Raw genomic sequence first — 20,834 nt, forward strand, 5'->3', positions numbered from 1 at the left:
GACTCCCTGTTCTCTTCGAGCGAGACCGACCAGCGGAACGTAACGGACGCCCCCGTCCGTTTGGCTAAAGTGAGAGCGGTGACCGCACATTTGCCTCACAACCTGCGCTCGGATGCCCGCGACAACCGCGAACGCATCCTCGACGCGGCCCGCTCCGTCTTCGTCACCGACGGCCTCGAGGTCCCGATCCGCGAGATCGCCCGCCGCGCCGAGGTCGGCCCCGCCACCGTCTACCGGCATTTCCCGACCAAGGAGATGCTGGTCGCCGAGGCGTTCACCGATCAGATGCGCGCCTGCCGATCCATCGTCGAGGACGGACTCGCCGATCCGGATCCCTGGCACGGCTTCCGCGGCGCGATCGAGCAACTCTGCGACCTGCAAGCCCGCGACCACGGTTTCACCGCGGCCTTCATGTCCAGCTTCCCGCACGCGATGGATTTCGCCGCGATCCGCACGTCCTCGCTGACCGGCGCGACCGAACTCATCCGCCGCGCCAAGGCCACCGGCCGGCTGCGCCCCGAGATCGGCCTGGACGATCTGCTCCTGACGATCATGGCCAACAACGGAATTCACGCCACCACCCCCGCCGCCCGACTCGCCGCGTCCCGCCGCTTCGCCGCGCACATGATCCGGGCATTCGAGGTCTCCCCCACCTCCGGCCCGCTACCGTCCGCGCCCCGGCTGCTACCCGCGATAATGCCGATCCGATAGCAGATCAGCGAAATACACAGCCGAACAACGGTTTTCGAGTCGATCCGATCAGGGCAGAACCTGCGGAACGATCCCCGGATTCGTCGCGCCCACCAGCGCCCCGATCACGGTACCGATGGCGGACCCGGCCGACCCGGTCACCGACCCCGTCGCCAACCCCACGGCCGACCCGATCGCCGATCCCACCGACCCACCCAGCGATGCCCCGTTCAACACCGGATTCGGAACCAGCGCACCAGGATTCGTCGCGGTGTTCTCGGGCTGCAACGGAATGCCCGCGACCGGCGTGCCGACCGCACCGGTATCAGCCGAGGCAACCCCGGCGAACACCGCCGTCGCAACCAACGGCAACGCACCGACCACCATCACACGCCTCATCACGCACAGGGTGTTTCGCAGCATTGTGCCCACCTTCCCACCCGCCGGAACCATCGAGAACCGACGAATGACGCGGCCCACCGACCGATGCCGATCGGGCACGACCACCGACGGCCGACCCGCGCCGTCCGATCTACAGCAGAACCGCGGCCGATACCAAGTCCATCCAACGATACTGTGCGACAAATGTTTTCATCGCCGACCGGGATAACAGCTCGGCCTAGAAGGGGTCACGGCGCGGGTGCCGTCGTTGTGACCTCCACTTGGGGGACGCGCCGAATGACCGGCTGGCCCCGACCTCCACCTCGGTGATCACTCCGGTCGTCGGCATCGGCGGTTGATACCCATCAATCGACCGCACCGGGCAGGACCGCCGACCAACCGCCGTCGATGACGAGGTTGGCTCCGGTGACGTAGGCGGATTCCTCGGAGGCCAGGAAGAGGGCGCAGCGGGCGACGTCCTCCGGTATTCCGATGCGGCCCAAGGGAATCGAGGCGGCGATGGTGCGCATGGGGTGGTCGGGGCCGAGGAGGTTGCTTTCCGAGGCGGGGGTGCGAATCATGCCGGGGCTCAGGCAGTTCGCCCGGATGCCGTGAATTGCGCCTTCGGCTGCCAGCTGTTTGGTCATGGCGACCACGCCGCCTTTCGTCGCGGTGTGTGCGATGCGGTGGTTGGTGATCGATCCGGTGATTCCGGCGGTCGATCCGACCAGGAGGACCGATCCGCCGCCGCGAGCGATCAGGTGCGGCCACGCGTGTCTGGTCACCAGGAAGACGATGTCGAGTTCGTTGCGCAGGACGAAAGACCAGTCCTCGTAACTGGTTTCGGTGAGCGGGGCGAAACGGGTGGCACCGGCGTTGTTGTAGACGATGTCGAGGCCGCCGTGGGTCGCGGCCGCGGTGTCGACCCAAGCGCGCACACCGGCCTCGTCGGCGAGGTCCAGCGGATGGGTGCTGTCCATCACGCCACCGGCGGCGCGAACCATCGCCACGGTTTCGGCGGCGCCCTCGGCGTTCACATCGGTACCCACCACGATCGCGCCCTCGGCCGCGAACAGCAGTGCGGCGGCACGGCCCTGACCACCGGCCGTTCCCGTGATCAGCGCGATCTTCCCCGCCAACCGCCCGCTCATCGGACCGCCACCGGGTTCACCGGGGAACCCACCGCGCCGGTGATCCTGATCGGGGCCGCGGTGAGGAAGAAGTCGTAATGACCGTCGTCGTGGCACGCCGCGGCCAGGGCGTCCGGGTCCCACATCTCGCCGATGAACAGCCCGATATTCGGGATCGCGACCTGATGCAGCGGCTGGAAGGCGACGTCGAATTCGTTCGGTCGTACTTCGAAACCCCAAGTGTCCGTGGCGATCGCGGCGATCTCGGTGTCGTGCAGCCAGTCCGCGGTGGTGAACGACAGCCCGGGAGCGGGGCCACCGGCGTATTCGCCCCAGCCGTCACGGCGAGCACGACTCAGCTGCCCGGTCCGGACGACGACGATATCGCCACGCCGGATTTCCGACGTGCTGCCCTGCGCGGCGACGGTCTGCGCGAGATGAGCCTCGGTGATCGCGAAACCATCCGGCAATTCACCACTTTCGCCGATGACACGTCCGACGTCGAGCAGCACCCCGCGCCCGCAGATGACGTCGGCAGCGGTTTCGATTCCGGTGATCCTGTCGCCCTCGCTGGTGACGACGCGGTCGGCGGGACGCCCGTTCCAGGCGTGTCCGTGGTCGAAGATGTGCCCGAGTCCGTCCCACTGGGTCGAGCACTGCAGGGGCATGGCGATCACGTCGTCGGCACCGCCGAGGCCGTGCGGGAAACCCTGGATTCCGGCCACGGCATCGGTGCCGGTGTCCAGCATCGTGTGCACCGGATTCGTGCGCCGCCGCCACCCCCGCTGCGGACCGTCCATGTCGAACGACTGCGACAGCGAGAACGATCGACCGGTGCGCACGAGACCGGCGGCGGCGCGGCGGGTTTCGTCGTCGAGGAAGTTCATCGTGCCCAGCACGTCGTCCTCGCCCCAACGGCCCCAATTGGATACGCGCGCGGCAGCGGCGGCGATGGCGCCTTCGGGATCGGTGCGGTCCAACTCTTCCGGTCTCACGCCAGGTGTCCTTCGTCCAGACCCGCGAACGTGTCGCTGACCCAGTCCGCGACGAAACCGGCGACATACGGCAGATGATCGAGACCGATATGCTCGGTCGCCCCCTCCTCGGCGGTGAAGATCCGCAGTTCCCGCTTCGGGCTGTTGACCGCCTGCTCGTAGGACCGATGGGCGTAGGCGACCGGAATCTGCCGGTCGGACTCGCCGTGCGCGACGAGGAACGGCACCGTGATCTGCTCGACCACCCCGTCGAGACGGATATCGGCGGCAAAGTCGATGAAGGTGTCGACATCGGGCTGGCCCCACACCCACAGCACGTGATCCCAGTAGTGCGGCACGGGATTCTCGCCCTCGCGATCCAGCCGACGCTTCTGCACCGCACCCCAGTCGTGGTTGGCGCCCCACGCGACACACAGCGCGAGCCGCTTCTCGAACGCGGCGGCCCGGGGTGCGTAGTAACCACCGAGCGACCACCCGGCCAGACCGATCCGATCGCCGCGCACATCGTCACGAGTCTCGAGCCAGTCGACGCAGGCCGCAGCCCAGACCTCGGTATCGATGCGCGCGGTCAGCCCCTGCAAACGCAACGCCTCACCGCTGCCGGGGCAGTCGACCATCAGGGTGGAGATGCCGCGAGCAGCCAGTTCACGGTGGATTCCGGAGCCGACCATCATCTCCTTGGTGGAGTCCAGACCGTTCCACAGGATGAGCACCGGCGCCGGCCGCCCATCGGTCGCGGCATTATGGAAGTACCCGGGCAGGGTCGTATCCTCGTACGGCACAGCCACTTTCGTGGTCGCGGGCTCGATCAGCGCACAGGATTTCAGCAGCAGATCCACACTGCGCCGGTATTCGGCGTTGCGGCCGGCGTCCTTCGCGCTCTGCATGCGTTCGGCCTGAGCGACGTAGACCGACGCGCGGAAGTACTCCTGCCCGGCGGTGCGCGGATGCCCGGCCTTCTCGGATTCGGCCGCCTGCCGTTCGAGCCGGTCGGCGACCGCGCGCCACGAGTCCATGAATTCCCTTGTGCCGACGTCGGATCCGCGAGCGGCGAGGTCGCGAATCGGGCGGCAGGCGCGGTCGACCTCGTCGATCATGCCGCCGCTGTTGAGCGCCGCGACGACGCCGAGGTTCCACACGTAGTTGCCGGGAAAGTATTCGAACATGATGAGTTCCTTCCTCAATTGTCCTGTGCCGGAGGTTGATACAGCGGGCGCAGCGCATCGGATACCGGTTTCGCGCCCGCGTGCGCGGACGCCCCGCCGTCGACGGGTATGTCGGCGCCGGTGAGGTAGGACGCCGCGTCACCGAGCAGGAACACCACGACCGAGGCGACCTCCGCGGGCGTTCCGGCCCGGCCGAGCGGTGCGGCCGCGATCGACGCCGCCCGGAATTCGGCGGGTGCCGATGCCGTCATCGAGGTCTCGATGAAGCCCGGATGCACGGTATTGACGCGAATGCCGCGTTCGCCCAATTCCATTGCGGCCGTTCGAGTCAGCCCGCGTAATGCCCATTTGCTCGTCGTGTATGCCAACGGGTAGTGGCCCTGCAATGCGGCGAGCGAACCGATGGTGACGATCGAACCGCCGGCGGGCATCGACGGAACCAGCGTCTGGATCGCCTGGAGTGGGCCGCCCACATTCACCGCGTGGGTGTCGGCGAGCGCCTGGGCGGTGACGTCGCCGAGGCGCGCCCGCCAGGTCACGCCCGCGCAGTTGACCAGGCCGTGGACGGGAACGTCGGCCAGGTCGGCGGCCAGTTTCGACCACGCCAGCGGGTCGCGGACGTCGTGACGCCGGATGCCGGGACCCTCGTTGCGATCCAATCCGATGACCTCGCCACCGGCCTGCCGCACCGCCGCCGCGACAGCCGCGCCGATTCCCGAGGCGGCACCGGTGACGACGACGGTTCGTCCGGTCAGTGTCGTCATACCGGCTCTCCCCGGAAGTCCGCGTAGCGGCGGCGGCGCACCGGTGTCAGCGGCGGTGCGGGTTCGGCCACGCCGACACGGCCGCGCAGCGTTCCGATTCCCTCGACGTCGAGCGTCACTTCGTCGCCCTCGCGCAGCGGTGGCGGGTCCTGTTCGCCGCGTCGGCCCCAGAGTTCGGCGAGGCATCCGCCGTTGCCCAGGGTTCCCGAGCCGATCACATCGCCGGGTTCCACCCGGCTGTCGCGCGAGGCGTAGGCGATCATCGACTCGAACGTCCATCCGGCATTGGACAGCACATCGCGCCCGACCTCGACCCCGTTGACGGCGGCCGTGCAGGTCAACGTCAGGAAGCCGCCGTCGTCGCGATGGGCCTCGAGTTCGTCGGCGGTGACTATCCAGGGACCCAGGCTGGTGGCGAAGTCCTTCCCCTTGGCGGGGCCGAGGGACACCTGCATCTCGCGACCCTGGAGGTCCCGCGCGGACCAGTCGTTCATGATGGTGTAGCCGAAAATCGCTGTGCGAGCGTCGGATTCGGTCATAGAGCAACCCGCTCGGCCCACCACGACGGCAACCTCGAGTTCGAAATCGCGCATTGCACAGGCGGCAGGAAACCGCGCCGTCTCGTCCGGGCCGAGGATGGCGTGCGGGTTGGTGAAGTAGAACGTCGGTGCGTCGTACCACGCCTCGGGCACACCGGCCCGGCCGTCGACGCTGCGCCGCACGCCCTCGACGTGTTCCTCGAAGGCCACGCAATCGCGCACCGATGTCGGCTGTAGCGGGGCGAGCAGCCGTACTTCCGCCAGCGCGAACCCGTCACCTTCGGCCCGTGCCCGCTCACCCAGCCGGTGCGCTTCGGCGAGCCCGGCGGCGATGACATCACGCATCGTCATTCCCGCCGGAAACGCATAGATCTGTTCACCCTCGACGACGCCGACCCGGGCCTCCGCGGCGCCGGCGGTGAATGTCGCGAGCCGCATCAGACCGGAGGTGCGACGAAGCAGCCGCGGTCGGGGTCGTTGAACGACTTCCTCGCCACGAATTCCTCCATCGGATTCGCGGTCCCCCACTGATCGGTGACGGTCGGGTCGGAGAAGTCGTAGATGTGCGGATGCCAGCTGTCCTCGTCCAGACACTCCAGTTCGGTGGTGTACTCGACGGTGTTGCCGTGCGGGTCCAGGAAGTAGCTGAAGGTGTTGTTGCCCGCCATGTGACGTCCTGGGCCCCAAACCTTTTCGACGCCGCCACGCAGCAACCGCCCGGTGCCGCGCATGTACTCGTCGATGCCGCGCATCTCGAACGAGGCGTGGTGCAGCGCCACGTGCGGGCCGCGCGCGATGGCGATGCTGTGGTGGATCCGGTTGGTCCGCAGGAACCACATCATCTCCCCCATCGCCGGATGCCTGAGGGTGTCCGACAGGGCGAAGGACAGGTGTTTGCGGTAGAAGTCCACTGTCGCTTCGGGATTCGGCGAATTCAGTACGACATGGGACAGTTTGACCGGAACCGATTCGCCCTCCTCGACCCTACGGTGGCGGCGCGCGGCGACCCCGGTGGAGACCTCGACGGTGCGGCCGTCGTTGTCGAAGAAGCGGAATCCGTAACCGCCGCCGGGGGTTTGCAGCCGATCGGGCCGGGTCACCAGCTGAACGCTGTCGGCGAGCAGTCGTTCGGCGAGCGCGTCGACATCGTCGGGTGTCGCGGCCCCGAATGCGATCAGGTCCAGCCGCTTCTCCTGCGCTCTGCGCAGCCGGACCGAATACTGCTCCGGCGAACCGGCGGCGGCCAGGAAGGCGATACCGTCCTCGCTGGTCTCGGGTTCCAGGCCCCACATGGTCGTATAGAACTCCAACTGCTTGTCGTAGTCCGGGACGGCCAGGTCGACGTGGCGCAGGTGGGTTATCAGGCGTTCATTCACTACGCTGCCTTTCTCTCCAGGTGATTTGCTTGCCGCACAGTCTTTTTCGACTCATGCCGGTTCGGCGAGAACGTGCGCGATGCGGGTCATGAGCCCGGAGATGTCGCCCTGCTCCCCGTCCAGCAGCCACCGGCCCAGCCGGACCGACGACTCGACCACATCCGTCACCCGCGGCAGGCGTCGGCCGGTGAACTCGTCCCAGAGCGCGTCCGACAATTCCCGGTGCGCGAGTAGCAATTCGGCCAATACGGTCGCGTCCTCGAGGGCCTGCGCGCACCCCTGCGCCAACGTCGGCGGGCAGCTGTGGGCGGCATCCCCGATCACCACGACTCGGCCGCGATCCCAGCGACCGTCGATCACATGGGTTTCGAACTTCGTGTAATTGATCCGCTCCGGATCGGTCATCGATTCCCGGACCTCGTCCCATGGTCCGTGATAATCGGCGGCCAACTCACGCATAGTCGAAAGCTGTTGCGCCGGAGTCATTTCCGAGCGATCGTGACCGCCCTCGACCAGGTACGCGTACAGGGTGTCCGCACCCGTCGGGCAGTAGCCCGCGATATAGCACGGACCGCCGTAGAACAGATCGGTGCGGGTGATCGAGTTCGGCCGATCGGCGAACAGCCGCCAGATGCCCATGCCGGTCGGGCGAGGCTCCACCTCGATGCCGATCGCGCGGCGCGTCCAGGAATGGATACCGTCGGCACCCACGACCAGGTCGTAGCGGCCGGTCGTACCGTCGGAGAATTCGACGCCAACGCCGTGTTCTTCCTGTTCCAGAGCAACCGGCACGGTCCCGAAGCGGACTCCCGCACCCGCCGCCGCGGCCCGCTCGACGAGGATTCGAGCCAGCTCGGGCCGCGGCATTCCCAAGGTGGCGGGCAGATCCTCCCCGCCGGTGCGCAGCTCGGTGAGTTCGACCAGCAGCGTGCCCTCGGCGTCCGGCGCGCGCAGGCCGAGCGTGTCGTAGGCGTATCCGTGCGCGTTCACCCGATCCCAGACACCGAGCCGACGAAGCACACGTAATGCGTTGCCCTGCAACGTGATACCGGACCCGAGTGCGACGACATCGGGCTTGGCCTCGACGACGTCGACCCGCACACCGGCCTCGGCGAGCAGGATGGCGGTGGCGGTACCGGCAGCTCCGGCACCGATCACCAGGACGTTCTGGACAGCAGACACAACAGACTCCAGTGGCTTTCGTGATCCACCGCGCAAATATTGGACGGTGTGACTGGTACCACTGTGCAATCCGGCTCATCATCAGGGAACCGCCGATTACTGATGCCTACCATCCATGTCGTTTATGGTTGGCACATGACGTCCGGACCGCTCCGCAACCTGGATCTCAACCTCCTGACCGCGCTCGACGCCCTACTGCGCGAACGCAACGTCACCCGCGCCGCCGAACAACTGGGCCTGAGCCAACCCGCCGTCTCGGCCGCACTCCGACGCCTGCGCCGGCACTTCCACGACGAACTCCTGCACCGCACCGGCAACCGCTACGAACTCACCCCACTGGGCGAACTGCTACGAGAACCCACCACCACCGCACTCGCGGGCGTCGCACGCGTCTTCGACGCCATCCCCACCTTCGAGCCCGCGACCGCAACCCGCGAATTCACTTTCCTGGTCTCGGATTACGCCGCGATGGTGGCAGCCGACGAACTCGTCAACACGATCGAGGAACAGGCACCGGGAGTCCGCCTACGCCTCCAACAACAAGTCGCCGCCCACGTGGACCAGGCCCCCGAATCGCTACGCACCGTCGACGGCATGTTCCTCCCCCACGGCTTCCTGTCCGACATCCCCTCCATCGACGTCTTCACCGACGATTGGGTCCTCATAGTCTCCCGCGACAACACCGAGATCGGCGACACCACAACCCTGGCCCAACTATCCGAAATGCCTTGGGTGGTAACCCATCACGCCCCCACCGCCTTCACCCCCGCCGTCCGCCAGCTACGCCTCATAGGCATAGAACCCGACATCCGAGTCGTAGTCGAAAGCTTCCTCACCGTCCCGTTCATGATCACCGGAACCCACCGAGTAGCCCTCCTGCAACGCCGCATAGCCACCCGCCTCGCCACCCCCGCCGACGTCCGAATCCTCCCCTGCCCCTGGGACGTGGTCCCCCTGGTAGAAGCCTTCTGGTGGCACCCCACCCACCGCCCCGACCCAGCCCACCAATGGCTCAGACACCTCCTACGCACCCAATCGCAACCGGATCCAGCAGCCACCGCGTTGCGATGAGCGACCTCCGAACCATCGCGCTTCACGAATCACCACCCCGATACCCCCGCATCGATCGCGACGGTCCGGCCGGGCGACCATGCCACGGGACTCCCCGCGTGCCGCACCTGCCGTCGTGCATCCGATCTCGAATCAAGCCACATGGTCACCACCTGCTCGTAGCTGGATGCGGGCCCAGACTGTCCCGCGGCGAAAGTTCGTCGGCCACAGCCCAATCGGAGCGCGCGCCGATAAGGGGGATTGACCCGATGACCTCATCGTCGCCCACCGTCGCCAAGTGGGAGCTCGAGCTGCGGCGCTTCGCTTTTCGCATCGAGATCGGCTATTCGGCGGCGGGCCGGGTGGGGCGGGTGAGTGTCAGGGGTACGAACAGCGCCAGTGCGAGTACCTGGGTGATCACGGTGAAGACGACGACGCTGGTGATCGAGTGGCTGTACAGGATGCCGATCAGGGTGGAACCGGCCAGCCATGCCAGGCCGTAGACGGCGGTGAACACGCCGTATCCGGTGCCGCGCCGATGTGCGGGGACCAGGTCGGCGATGGCGGCGCGCAGGGTGGATTCGTGGATACCCATCGCCATGCCCCAGACGACCGCGCCCGCCCATACCAGCGCGGGGGTGGTGGCGAACGAGAGCAGGGGCACCACCGCCGAGAGTGGTAGCGCAATCACCAAGCCGCGCAATCCGATTCGGTCGTAGAGATGTCCGGAGCCGAGTGCGGCCAGTGCCGCGGCGCCCATGGCGGCGGCGTAGGTGACCGGGATCAGTCCGTCGGACAGGACATGGCGGGCCTGCATGTGGAACGAGATCACCCCGAACGTGGCGAACCCGGCCATCGAGACCGCGGTGAACGCCGCGTACAGCCAGAACCGGCCCGGCAGTCGGTCATCGGATCCCGAGCCGCTGCCGGTGGGCGCGTGCACGGTTTCGTAGGCAGCGGGGTGCGGCACCGCGCGCCGCAGCCAAGCCAGGGTGAGCAGCGCCAGCGCACCCGGAATCACCAGGACGGCGAATCCGGCGCGGAATCCGGAGATCGCGATCATGGCCGCGACCAGCAACGGTCCCAGCAGCGCACCGGACTGATCGAGGGCCTCGTGGATCGCGAACGTCCTGCCCCGCCCCAGCCCACTGCTGCTGGCCTGCGCGAGCATGGTGTCCCGCGCGGGTGTTCGTACCGCCTTGCCGAATCGTTCGGTGATCACCAGGCCCGCGGCAGGCCACAACCAGGTGGTCAGCGCCATCAACGGCACCGACACCACCGTGAGCGCGTACCCGGTGATCGACAGCGTCCACTGCCGCCCGGTGCGGTCGGACAACGGCCCGGTGACCAGCCGCAACATCAACGCGACCGCCTCCCCCGCACCCGTGACGAACCCGACCACCGCCGCCGATGCGCCCAGAGTCGCCAAGTAAGGGCCGGTGATCGCGCGCGCGCCTTCGTAGACGAAGTCGGCCAGCATGCTCACCACACCGAACGCCATCACGAACCGCAACGGGGACAACCGATTCGGCCTCATCTCAGCACCCACTCGCACAGCCGAGGAGGTTCTCGATACATCAGCAACAGCCACTTCAACCCGTCCGTCATCCCCACAGTCTGCCCAACGCGCCAGGAGCCTTGATTTCGCGCCCGACGCCTGCCTTGTCACTCCGCCGCTGTGGTCCGACTTCCGTCGAGACTTGTGAACGGTTGTCACGGGCGAGACTTGCGGACGGGTCGTCTCGAATCGCTCGACCCACTCGCGAACGGTATGCCCATGTCCTCGAGCAGAGTCCGAACGCAGTGTTCGATCTCGTCGCGGATGGGTCGGACGGCCTCGATGCCTTGTCCGGCGGGGTCGTCGAGTTCCCAGTCCAGGTAACGCTTTCCGGGGAAGAACGGGCAGGTGTCGCCGCAGCCCATGGTGATCACCACGTCGGAGGATTCGACCGCGTCGGCGGTCAGAACCTTGGGGATTTCGGTGGAGATGTCGATACCGATTTCGGCCATGGCCGCGACGGCGGTGGGGTTGACCTGGTCGGCGGGTTCGGAACCTGCGGAGCGGACTTCGACCCGGCCAGCGGCGAGGTGAGTCAGGAACGCGGCGGCCATCTGGGAGCGTCCGGCGTTGTGGACGCACACGAACAGCACACTGGGCACGGAAGACATTGGGTGCGTGGGCCTTTCACTCGGTTACCGGGGTCGTGAGTTCAGCGGGCAACGCTTCGACGCGGGTTCGATGTTGTGGACGATCGAGCACATCAGCTCACCGGGCTGGTCGTCGGCCGTGACAGATACTCGGGCCGAGTCGGTCTTCACTGGATGATGTTGCGGGAAAACCGGTTTCGCAGCGCGAGGGACACGTAGACGAGGCCGACGAGGACGGGGACCTCGATGAGGGGGCCGACGACTCCGGCGAGAGCCTGGCGGGAGGTGGCACCGTAGGTGGCGATCGCGACGGCGATGGCGAGTTCGAAGTTGTTGCCCGCGGCGGTGAACGCGAGGGTGGTGGTGCGCTCGTAGCCGAGGCCGATGATGCGTCCGTAGAGGTAGCCGCCGCCCCACATGATCGCGAAGTACGCCAGCAGCGGGACCGCGATGCGCACGACATCCATTGGGCGAGAAATGATCTGGCGGCCTTGCAGCGCGAACAGGATCACGATCGTGAACAGCAGGCCGTACAGTGCCCACGGGCCGATACGCGGGAGCAGGGTGTGTTCGTACCAGTCGCGGCCCTTGGCGCGTTCGCCGAACCGGCGGGTCAGGAATCCCGCGACCAGCGGGATCCCCAGGAAGATCAGTACCGATTTCGCGATCTGCCACGGCGAGGTGTGGATGGTGGTCTGCGCCAGGCCGAGCCAGCCGGGCAGGACCGAGAGGTAGAACCAGCCCAGCACCGCGAACATGACGACCTGGAAGATCGAATTCAACGCGACGAGCACGGCGGCGGCCTCCCGGTCGCCACAGGCCAGATCGTTCCAAATGATCACCATCGCAATACATCTGGCCAAGCCGACGATGATCAGACCGGTTCGATATTCGGGCAGGTCCGGCAGCAGCAGCCACGCCAGCGCGAACATCAGCGCGGGCCCGACCAGCCAGTTCAACACCAGCGAGCCGACCAGCAGGCGACGGTCCCTGGTGACCGAGTCCAAGCGGTCGTACCGGACCTTGGCAAGCACCGGATACATCATGATCAGCAGGCCGATCGCGATGGGCAGGGAGATTCCGTCGACCTGCACCGCCGACAAGGCATCACCGAGGCCGGGGATGCCGCGGCCGAGCAGGAGTCCGGCGGCCATGGCCACGGCGATCCAGACCGGTAGAAACCGGTCCAGAGTGGAGAGTTTCCCGACGACGGCGGGGTGTGTGGCGTGTTCGGTGGTCATGCGGTCACCTCGAGAGCAGGTAGAGTCGGTCAGCAGCAACTCACGCCCGAGGTGGCCGACTCGCCCTTGACATCGGTTCCGCAGCAGGCATTTTCGGCAGACCGAGTGGGGACGACCGCGTCGACGCGAATCTGCTTACGAGACAGGTGATCTGGACCCGACTCAGCCGCGTCGGTGCCGCAGCAAGCTCGTACAGCGTCGGCATCGCCGGTAGCGAATTCCGGTGCCACACCGAAGTTTTCGCTATCGGCCAGCACGGTGTACACCTCCCATTTCTCGGCGTCGGCCCCGGTGACCCACACCTTGTCCTGGGTGGCAAAGCAACACGTGGTCGCGATCTGCTCCTCGGTGAACAATCCCGCCGCCGACAGACGGGCGATCTCACCGTGAACCTGCTCCGAGGTCTCGACCTCGACCCCGAGGTGATTGAGCGTGCCGCCTCGACCGGCGTTCTCGAGCAGTACCAACTTCAACGGCGGCTCGGCGATGGCGAAGTTGGCGTAACCCGGCTTACGTTTGGCCGGAGCGACATTGAACAACGTCGAGTAGAACGCGATCGCCTGCTTGAGGTCATCGACATTGAGCGCAAGCTGGACACGAGACATCACAAACCTCCATGGTGAGACATATGCCGAAAAGGTGAACGAGACCGAGTTTCCCACCTTTTCGACATATGTCAATCCACTGGGTAGCATGAGGACCATGCCCAAGGCCCTGCCCGTGATCGACATGTCCACACCGGTGTGCTGCACCCCGGTAGCCGCGGGCCCGATCGACGACGCCGCCGCCCTCGAAGTCGCCCTACGCCTGAAAGCCCTCGCCGACCCCGTCCGAGTGAAACTCCTGTCCCTACTGCTGGCCAACCTCGAAACCGGCGAGAACGGCGGCAACCTGGCCGCAACGGTCGGACTCTCCGAATCCACCGTCAGCCACCACCTGACCCAACTCCGCAAAGCCGGACTCATCAACTCCGAACGCACCGGAATGAACGTCGTCCACCACGCCAAACGCGACGCCCTCTCCGCCCTGTGCGTCGTACTCGACCCCAACTGCCGTTGCTGAAATGCCGCCCGGCGCACCGATTTCCGGCGTCGGATGCGGCGCGGGCGACCGAGTAGACAACTCTCGAGATGATCGACCCGACGGGATTCAGGGCCGCGGAAGCAGGGTGCGAGTTGTCCGCCCGAGCGCGGTGGGGTCACCTTTCCGCAGACCGCGAGCAAAGCGGTGCAGTCGAAAACACGAGCGCCCCACGACGCACGGCTGTCACGAAATACGTTGCAGCACAGCATGAACGGCTGAGCACCCAGACGCGGTCCAGCCGGGCACACCAGCGACCGAGGCATGCGTCGAACAGCCCACACTCGCCGGTATGCTGCATGATTGCGGGCTGCGCGATCGATACCTGCACCGCACACGTATGAGCGAAGTAGACCACTGGTTCGACTGATCGTTGTCACGTGAAAGGTCGCTGGATGTCGTCTTATTTGTATCGTTTGGCGAAATGGTCCTCCGGGCATCGCAGGGTGGTGTTGGCTGCCTGGTTGTTGCTGGCGGTGGTGATGGTTGTGTTGGGGACGGCCAGTGGCGGGAAGACGAACGACAACTTCACGATTCCGGGGACCGAGTCGGAGGATGTGGCGACGCTGTTGACGCGGCAGATGCCCGCGGCGGCCGGTGGGCAGACGCAGATCGTGTTGGCCACGCACGGTAATGCGAAGGTCACCGATGCCGGGAATGTGGCTTCGATCGGGACGATGGTCACGAAGTTGAAGGCGATTGCGGGGGTTGTCGCGGTGGGGGATCCGTTTCAGACCAAGACGATTTCGCCGAGCGGGCAGGCGGCCATCGCGACGGTGCAGTATTCGCAGACGCCGGTGGATGTGCCGGATTCGACGTTCGACGCGGTGCGGGCGGCGGTCGAACCGGCGCAGAACTCCGGCGTGCAGGTGGAGTACTCCGGTACCGCGTATCCCGGGTGGCTCATCTCGGTGTCCGAAACACCCGAAATCGTCGGTATGATCATCGCTTTCGTGATTCTGCTGATCACATTCGGCGCGTTCGTGGCCGCGGGGCTGCCGATCCTGAACGCGATCGTCGGGATCGTGGTCACGCTGATGGGTGTCACCGCGCTGGCCTCGGTCGTCAGCATCGCCTCGGCCTCGACGACGGTGGCGATCATGCTCGGGTTGTCGTGCGGGATCGACTATGCGCTGTTCATTCTGTCGCGGCATCGCAACAATCTCATGGCCGGGATGAGTGTCGAGGATTCGATTCCGCTGGCGGTCGGCACGGCGGGCAGTTCGGTGGTGTTCGCCGGAATCACCGTGATCGTCGCGCTGTGCGGCCTGGCGGTCGCGGGGATTCCGTTCCTCACGGTGATGGGGTTGGCGGCGGCGGCCGCGGTGCTGATCGCCCTGCTCGTCTCGCTGACGCTGCTGCCCGCGCTGCTCGGATTCGCGGGGATGACGGTGGCGAAATTCCTGCAATCACCGCTGCGCCCGGGACGTCCCGAGGCGATCGCCCGGCAGGCCGTCGAACAACCCGAACGCACCGCGGGCGCGATCTGGGCGCGATTCGTGGTGCGCTGGCGGATTCCGGTGCTGATCCTGGGGATCGCGCTGCTCGCGGTGATCGCGGCGCCGGCGACGCAGATGAATCTGGGTCTGCCCAGCGGCTCGTCCAAACCGACCTCCGACACCCAGCGCCGCGCCTACGACATCGTCGCGGAGAACTTCGGGCCCGGATACAACGGGCCGCTGCTGGTCGTGGTCGACAACGTCACCGATACCGCCCAGCTCACGCCGATCACTCAGGCCCTGAGCAAACTTCCCGATGTCGCGGGCGTCGTCGCCGGAGCCGCGGCGGGCTCGCTGCACACGATTCAGGTGGTGCCGAAATCCGGGCCGAACGATCCGAAGACCGCGGATCTCGTGCACGCGATCCGCGACCAGCGCGCCGGCATCGAAGGTTCGACCGGCACAAGGATTCTCGTCGGCGGAACCACCGCGTCCAATATCGACGTCTCGGCCAAACTGTCCGGGGCGCTGCCGATCTTCCTGGCCGTGGTCGTCGGACTCGCGTTCATCCTGCTGACCTTCGCCTTCCGCACCATCTGGGTGCCGATCAAATCGATCATCGGCTTCCTGCTGTCGGTGGGCGCGGCGTTCGGCGCGGAGGTGGCGTTGTTCCAATGGGGTTGGGGTGAGCACATTTTCGGTATCGCGCCGAGTGAGATCATCAGCTTTCTGCCGATCATCATGCTCGGCATCATCTTCGGATTGTCCAGTGACTACGAGGTTTTCGTCGTCTCCCGGATCAAGGAGGACTTCACCAGGAACTGCGACGCGCGCCTGGCCGTGGAGCGTGGCACCGGCTACTCCGCCCGCGTGGTCACCGCCGCCGCCCTGATCATGTTCGCCATCTTCGTCGCGTTCATGATCAACAAGGATCCGACGATCAAGGCGATCGGCTTCGGCTTCGCGGTGGGTGTGCTGCTCGACGCGTTCGTCGTCCGGCTGACTCTCGTGCCCGCTGTCATGGCGATCGCGGATCGCCAATTCTGGTATCACCCACAGTGGTTCGCGAAATATGTGCCGGATCCGGACATCGAGGGTGAGAAGTTGGAGCGGCGGTTGGCGGCCGAGGGCGCGCGGGCCGAGGAGTCGGAAGCGGTTGTGCCGTAGTCGAAAACCGTCAGCCTCGCACGACCTCGTAGTTGTGGAACACCAAGCCCTCGCCCATCTTTCGCGTCTCGACCAAGTGCAGCGGCTTCGTCTCGCCGGTCTCGTCGAACAGACGAAGGCCCGATCCCGCGACGACCGGGAAAACCACCAGCCGCAGTTCATCGAGCAGATCGTGTTCCATCAATGTGCGCGCGAGCTGATAGCTCGCGTAGATCAGGATCTGCCCGTCCACCTTCCGCTTCAGCTCCGAAACCTCCTTCATCGCGTCGCCGCGCAGGACCGTGACGTTGCTCCACCGAGGCTCCTCGAGGGTCGAGGACACGACGTACTTGGGCATACTTCGGACCCGGTTCGCCCACTCGGGGCTCACGCGACCCTCCGCCAGATTCCGTTCTGTCATCCGGTCCGCGAACCACTCATTGCTGCGCCCGCCCAGCAGCAGCGCCTCGGCCTCGAGGGCTTCCCGCGTCTCGCGGACGGTCCAGTCCTGGAGGTCTCCGGCCCCGACGAACCGGTGGAACCAGCCGCCCCGCGCGAAACCCTCCGCGCCGTCCGGGTCCTGGACCACTCCGTCGAGTGTCATATTCGAGGTGAGGACGATCTTTCCCATTTCCGTGCTCCTTCGACAATGGTGTCAGCGTTCACGGATACTGACGCCGCCCCGCCGGAAAAGGGGGCGCAGCGGAAGAGCACGCTGCGCGACCGCCCCTTTCGCGGCTCCGTCGACGTCCATACAGCATGGAACTGCACACAGGAAGCGAGGTGTCGGGCGTGGAGCCGACCGGAACGGACCTCATGTCGCGGGCGCAGGCCGGTGACGGCGAGGCATTTCGAGCGCTGACCGAGCCGCACCGCCGCGAGCTACAGGTGCACTGCTACCGGATGCTCGGTTCGTTCCAGGATGCCGAGGACGCGCTCCAGGACACGATGCTCGCCGCGTGGCGAGGTCTCGAACGATTCGACCGGCGTGCCGCGGTGCGGACCTGGCTGTATCGCATCGCCACCAATCGGTGTCTCGACGTGCTGCGCGCTGCCCGGCGACGTCCCGCCCGGCAGTGGGACGTCCCGGGAATCGAACCACCCGAACCCACCGGTTTCGGCGAAATCCATTGGCTCGAGCCCTATCCCGATGAGCTTCTGGAAGGCGCGATGACGGTGCCGCTCGGTCCGGAGGCGCGCTACGAGCAGACAGAATCCATATCTCTGGCCTTCGTGACCGCCCTGCAGATCCTGCCGCCGCGTCAGCTCGCGGTCCTCGTCCTGCGCGACGTCCTCGGATTCCACGCCGACGAAGTGGCCGAAATGCTGGACACGACAGTCGAATCGGTCAAGAGTGCCCTCAAACGCGCGCGAGCGGGAATGCAGCGCGGACCGCTCACGGCCCGAGAGCGACCGCCCGCGGGCGACTCACCCGCCGAGGACGCGATCGTGGCGAAGTTCGTCAGCGCTTACGAATCCGCCGATATCGACGCGCTGGTGGCCCTGTTCACCGACGACGTCTTCATGTCGATGCCGCCGTTGCCGCTGGAATACCGGGGCCGGGACATCGTGACCCGATTCTTCGCACTCATTTTCGGCTCGGCCGACGGATACGACCTGGTGCCGACGCGCGCCAACGGGCAGCCCGCATTCGGGGTCTACCGGCGCCCCGCGATCGGTCCGGACGGAGCCGGCCTGTTCGTCCTCACGCTCACCGGCGACCGAATCAGCGCCATGACCCGCTTCGAGGGCACCGTGCTGCCCAGTTTCGGATTGCCCCAGACATTGCCTGGACACGCAGCGCCCGATTCCGACCGGCGGGCGTGATCTCAGCAGTTGACGGTGTGCCGCGTCGTGCACCGAAGCCATTCGGAGAAGATCGAAGGAGTCGACAATGGCAATATTCGCGCGGAAGGTGATCGAGTACGTCCTGGTATCGGCGGACGGGGTGTACGAAGACCCGGTAGGCATGGGCGTCGGCAAATACCAGAACGAGGCATACCTGCGCGACGGCCTCGGCCTGCTCACCGCATGCGACGCAATCCTGTTCGGCCGCAACACCTATGAGGCGTTCGCCGAACTCTACGGCAACGCAACCCACAAGCCGATGTGGGCCGACCGACTCACCACGATCCCGAAATACGTGTTCAGCTCCACCCTGGAAACAGCCGACTGGGGAAATCCGACCATCGTTCGAGGCGATGTCGTCTCCGAAGTGACCCGGCTCAAGCAGCAAGCAGGCGGAAACCTGCTGGTCCTGGGCCACGGCCGTTTCGGAGAGACCCTGCTGCGAGAGGGACTGACAGACGTCATAGACCTCACCATCTATCCCCTGTTGATGGGCAGCGGCAAGCGGTACTTCCGAGAAGGTCAAGCCACCGAACTGACGCTCACGGCAGTCAAGACCTTCTCGAATGTCGTGAAACTGACCTACGAGACGACCGCGTAGTCCACTACTCCCCCAACAGGTAACGAGATCCGTTCCGCGCCAACACTACCGACCGACGTGCACCCGCGACTCCGATCACAACGCAGACCGGAACCGGACGGTCAGGCGATCCGCTCCAGCGCGTCCGGTGTGTCGAGATCGCCGTAAGCGGCCGAGTATCGCTGCGCAAGCGCGAGGGCGATGTCGGGACGCTGCCACAATTCTCCGGCGCTGGCCGTACACAGCCACAGGGTCAATCCGTGTGCCACCGACGCGCGGTATCGCAGCCAGATCTCATCCATATCGGGTAGTTCGTCCGCCGGCAGAGACAGCGCATCGCGATACTCGGCGAGCAACGCATGCTCGTGGAGACGGCGATCCCGAATGGTGAGCGCGCCCTGGAGGAAGTAGCCCACATCGAGTGACCAATTGCCGCGACGCACGACCTGCCAGTCGAGGAAGCCGACCTCGTCGCCGGGCAGTACGTAGGTATTGCCGATATGCGGATCACCGTGCAGCAACGTCTGTGACGATGTGGTCAGCGTCCGAATATAGGGGTTCCAGATGTCGGCGACCAATGTCTCGGCGGTCAGTGCGGTGACCGTCGGTGGCGCATCGGGACCGAGCCGGTCGAAGACACGCTCGATCGGCGCCGCGTCCATGGCTCCCCACGGCTGAAAGGGTTCGAGCCAGTCGAGCCCCGGCTCCCGTAGCACCCGTTCGCCCCAGAATCGACCATGCAGCCGGCCCAGCCCGCGCACACCCGCCTTGGCCTGTTCGACGGTCATCGGCCGGGTGGCATCACGCATGTCGGCTCCCCGAGCGGCCAAGTCCTCCATCACCAGACAGAAATTATCGGCGGAGACATCAATCGGCGCCGCGTAGACAGCCGGACAATCGACCGGCAGTGACACTTCGCTGCCGAACAATCGCGGCTCGTGAAACAGTCCGCTGGTGAGCTTGTGCAACGCGACATGGGCAGGATCGGCCGCCTTCACGAATACTGTCGCCGGACCGCTACCTCGCGCATAACTCAAGGCCAGACGAGCACGGCGGTTGGTTCCGTCGTCACGCAGTCGCAGCGTCACCTTCTCGACCTCCGCGCCGGGATGACGGCCGCTGATCGCGGCAGTCATCCATTGCGGGGTGACGTCTCCCCAGTCCTTCGGCACGGTCAGTTCCGAGCGCTTCATTACCGATCCCTTCACGCGGGAGTATTATGACACACACTGTGTCGTATATCTTGCTCCAGCAAGATAGCCCGACCCCGGATTGCGGCGGGTGGAATCGCACAAACGGGCTCGAAGTTCCGAGCCGCCGCGCGGACGCGGTGAGCGACCGCCGACCACGAGCACATAGGCTCATGAGATGCCCGAACCACGTGGCCGACCTCGCGATACACGACTCCATCAGCGCATTCTCGAAGCCACCCGGGAACTGCTCGCCCTGCGCGGCTACGCGGAACTCACGATGGAAAACGTCGCCACACGGGCCGAAGTCGGGAAGAAGACCGTCTACCGGCGCTGGCCCTCGAAGGCACCCCTCGTCGCCGAGGCGGTGCTGGACGCCTACGGACGGGCAGGGTCGTTTCCCGTCGCCGACACCGGCGACATACGCGCGGACCTACGCACATGGCTCGGCGAGCACGCCGAATTCGTCGCCGAACCGCCCAATTCGACCCTGATACGAGCCGTCATAGCCGCAGCCGCGGCGAGCCACCCCGACAGCGAGGCACTCTACGAACAACTCAACGCTCCGCAGTACAACGGATTGTTCACCCGACTGCACCACGCCGCCGTACGCGGTGAAATCCGAGCCGATGCTGACCTCGGCGCGATCGCGAACGCACTGATCGGCAGCCTGCTTCTGCAAACTTTGACCCAGTCCCACCGTCCCGAAGACAGATTCGATGGACTACTCACCGCCCTCCTCGACGGGGTGGCAATCGACTGAGCCCGGATCCACCGACCCGATTCTGAGTGGTCGGTGAGAGTGTGAATGGAGATGCCCTGCGAGCTGCGATGATGTGACTTGCGACGGTCATTATCAGCGAGTTCGAAGGAGCATCTCCGAAGTGAA

At 66.0% G+C, this 20,834-nt stretch carries 21 protein-coding genes; 7 read left to right on the plus strand and 14 right to left on the minus strand.

All coding sequences use genetic code 11. The annotated features are described in order from the left end of the window. Positions 1-78 precede the first annotated feature (78 nt). Positions 79-711, plus strand: a complete 633-nt coding sequence (locus tag NRB20_RS33235) for a TetR/AcrR family transcriptional regulator (protein WP_319945718.1) — start codon at positions 79-81, stop codon at positions 709-711. Positions 712-759: 48 nt separating this feature from the next. Here NRB20_RS33235 and NRB20_RS33240 read toward each other — a convergent pair whose 3' ends face one another. From NRB20_RS33240 to NRB20_RS33275, 8 genes are all read right to left on the minus strand, one after another. Next, positions 760-1,089: a hypothetical protein gene (locus NRB20_RS33240; protein ID WP_153415380.1), complete on the minus strand. Its 330-nt coding sequence runs from the start codon at positions 1,087-1,089 to the stop codon at positions 760-762. Positions 1,090-1,436: 347 nt separating this feature from the next. Further along, positions 1,437-2,222: an SDR family NAD(P)-dependent oxidoreductase gene (locus NRB20_RS33245; protein WP_153415381.1), complete on the minus strand. Its 786-nt coding sequence runs from the start codon at positions 2,220-2,222 to the stop codon at positions 1,437-1,439. Continuing rightward, positions 2,219-3,196 carry a cyclase family protein gene (locus tag NRB20_RS33250; protein ID WP_319945719.1) on the minus strand — a complete coding sequence of 326 codons (978 nt, stop codon included), beginning with the start codon at positions 3,194-3,196 and terminating at the stop codon, positions 2,219-2,221. The genes NRB20_RS33245 and NRB20_RS33250 overlap by 4 nt, the downstream gene beginning before the upstream one ends. Further along, the gene (locus NRB20_RS33255) at positions 3,193-4,362 is read right to left on the minus strand and encodes an alpha/beta hydrolase family protein (RefSeq protein ID WP_153415382.1); all 1,170 of its coding nucleotides are present in this window, start codon (positions 4,360-4,362) and stop codon (positions 3,193-3,195) included. The genes NRB20_RS33250 and NRB20_RS33255 overlap by 4 nt, the downstream gene beginning before the upstream one ends. Before the next feature lie 14 nt (positions 4,363-4,376). After that, on the minus strand, positions 4,377-5,126 hold the full coding sequence (locus NRB20_RS33260) for an SDR family NAD(P)-dependent oxidoreductase (protein ID WP_153415383.1): 750 nt from the start codon (positions 5,124-5,126) through the stop codon (positions 4,377-4,379). Further along, positions 5,123-6,103 carry a fumarylacetoacetate hydrolase family protein gene (locus tag NRB20_RS33265; RefSeq protein WP_153415384.1) on the minus strand — a complete coding sequence of 327 codons (981 nt, stop codon included), beginning with the start codon at positions 6,101-6,103 and terminating at the stop codon, positions 5,123-5,125. The genes NRB20_RS33260 and NRB20_RS33265 overlap by 4 nt, the downstream gene beginning before the upstream one ends. After that, complete coding sequence (locus NRB20_RS33270; protein WP_319945720.1) at positions 6,103-7,041, minus strand: VOC family protein; 939 nt, start codon at positions 7,039-7,041, stop codon at positions 6,103-6,105. The genes NRB20_RS33265 and NRB20_RS33270 overlap by 1 nt, the downstream gene beginning before the upstream one ends. 51 nt (positions 7,042-7,092) lie before the next feature. After that, a complete protein-coding gene (locus NRB20_RS33275; protein WP_319945721.1) occupies positions 7,093-8,223 on the minus strand; it encodes an FAD-dependent monooxygenase in 1,131 nt (376 codons plus the stop codon). Between the two features lie 135 nt (positions 8,224-8,358). Here NRB20_RS33275 and NRB20_RS33280 point away from each other — a divergent pair, with 135 nt between their 5' ends. Continuing rightward, complete coding sequence (locus NRB20_RS33280; protein ID WP_153415385.1) at positions 8,359-9,294, plus strand: LysR family transcriptional regulator; 936 nt, start codon at positions 8,359-8,361, stop codon at positions 9,292-9,294. A gap of 322 nt (positions 9,295-9,616) precedes the next feature. Here NRB20_RS33280 and NRB20_RS33285 read toward each other — a convergent pair whose 3' ends face one another. The 4 genes from NRB20_RS33285 to NRB20_RS33300 form a co-directional block, all read right to left on the minus strand. Continuing rightward, positions 9,617-10,810 carry an MFS transporter gene (locus NRB20_RS33285; protein ID WP_227834114.1) on the minus strand — a complete coding sequence of 398 codons (1,194 nt, stop codon included), beginning with the start codon at positions 10,808-10,810 and terminating at the stop codon, positions 9,617-9,619. A gap of 176 nt (positions 10,811-10,986) precedes the next feature. Next, positions 10,987-11,442 carry an arsenate reductase ArsC gene (locus NRB20_RS33290; RefSeq protein WP_153415386.1) on the minus strand — a complete coding sequence of 152 codons (456 nt, stop codon included), beginning with the start codon at positions 11,440-11,442 and terminating at the stop codon, positions 10,987-10,989. A 146-nt stretch (positions 11,443-11,588) separates the two neighbouring features. Beyond that, on the minus strand, positions 11,589-12,662 hold the full coding sequence (gene arsB, locus NRB20_RS33295) for an ACR3 family arsenite efflux transporter (RefSeq protein ID WP_153415387.1): 1,074 nt from the start codon (positions 12,660-12,662) through the stop codon (positions 11,589-11,591). 29 nt (positions 12,663-12,691) lie between these two features. Next, entirely contained in the window at positions 12,692-13,267 is a 576-nt protein-coding gene (locus NRB20_RS33300) for an ArsI/CadI family heavy metal resistance metalloenzyme (protein WP_194290100.1), read from the minus strand. A gap of 97 nt (positions 13,268-13,364) precedes the next feature. Here NRB20_RS33300 and NRB20_RS33305 point away from each other — a divergent pair, with 97 nt between their 5' ends. Together NRB20_RS33305 and NRB20_RS33310 are read left to right on the plus strand one after the other, a co-directional pair. Continuing rightward, complete coding sequence (locus NRB20_RS33305; RefSeq protein ID WP_153415388.1) at positions 13,365-13,724, plus strand: Rv2640c family ArsR-like transcriptional regulator; 360 nt, start codon at positions 13,365-13,367, stop codon at positions 13,722-13,724. 413 nt (positions 13,725-14,137) lie between these two features. After that, the gene (locus tag NRB20_RS33310; protein ID WP_153415389.1) at positions 14,138-16,348 is read left to right on the plus strand and encodes an MMPL family transporter; all 2,211 of its coding nucleotides are present in this window, start codon (positions 14,138-14,140) and stop codon (positions 16,346-16,348) included. A 10-nt stretch (positions 16,349-16,358) separates the two neighbouring features. On the opposite strand, the gene NRB20_RS33315 is transcribed toward NRB20_RS33310, so the two are convergent. Beyond that, a complete protein-coding gene (locus NRB20_RS33315) occupies positions 16,359-16,958 on the minus strand; it encodes a dihydrofolate reductase family protein (RefSeq protein ID WP_153415390.1) in 600 nt (199 codons plus the stop codon). Between the two features lie 128 nt (positions 16,959-17,086). Between NRB20_RS33315 and NRB20_RS33320 the strand changes: the two genes are divergently transcribed. Beyond that, the gene (locus NRB20_RS33320) at positions 17,087-18,154 is read left to right on the plus strand and encodes a sigma-70 family RNA polymerase sigma factor (protein WP_227834115.1); all 1,068 of its coding nucleotides are present in this window, start codon (positions 17,087-17,089) and stop codon (positions 18,152-18,154) included. A 67-nt stretch (positions 18,155-18,221) separates the two neighbouring features. Further along, the gene (locus NRB20_RS33325) at positions 18,222-18,776 is read left to right on the plus strand and encodes a dihydrofolate reductase family protein (protein ID WP_153415391.1); all 555 of its coding nucleotides are present in this window, start codon (positions 18,222-18,224) and stop codon (positions 18,774-18,776) included. 101 nt (positions 18,777-18,877) lie between these two features. Here NRB20_RS33325 and NRB20_RS33330 read toward each other — a convergent pair whose 3' ends face one another. Next, complete coding sequence (locus NRB20_RS33330; protein ID WP_153415392.1) at positions 18,878-19,948, minus strand: protein kinase family protein; 1,071 nt, start codon at positions 19,946-19,948, stop codon at positions 18,878-18,880. A 175-nt stretch (positions 19,949-20,123) separates the two neighbouring features. Between NRB20_RS33330 and NRB20_RS33335 the strand changes: the two genes are divergently transcribed. Next, positions 20,124-20,708 (plus strand): TetR/AcrR family transcriptional regulator, encoded by a 585-nt coding sequence (locus NRB20_RS33335; protein WP_153415393.1) that lies wholly within the window; start codon positions 20,124-20,126, stop codon positions 20,706-20,708. The last annotated feature ends 126 nt before the right edge of the window (positions 20,709-20,834 follow it).

Origin of the sequence: Nocardia macrotermitis (genome assembly GCF_009604405.1) — a bacterium.
Taxonomy (GTDB): Bacteria; Actinomycetota; Actinomycetes; order Mycobacteriales; family Mycobacteriaceae; genus Nocardia; species Nocardia macrotermitis.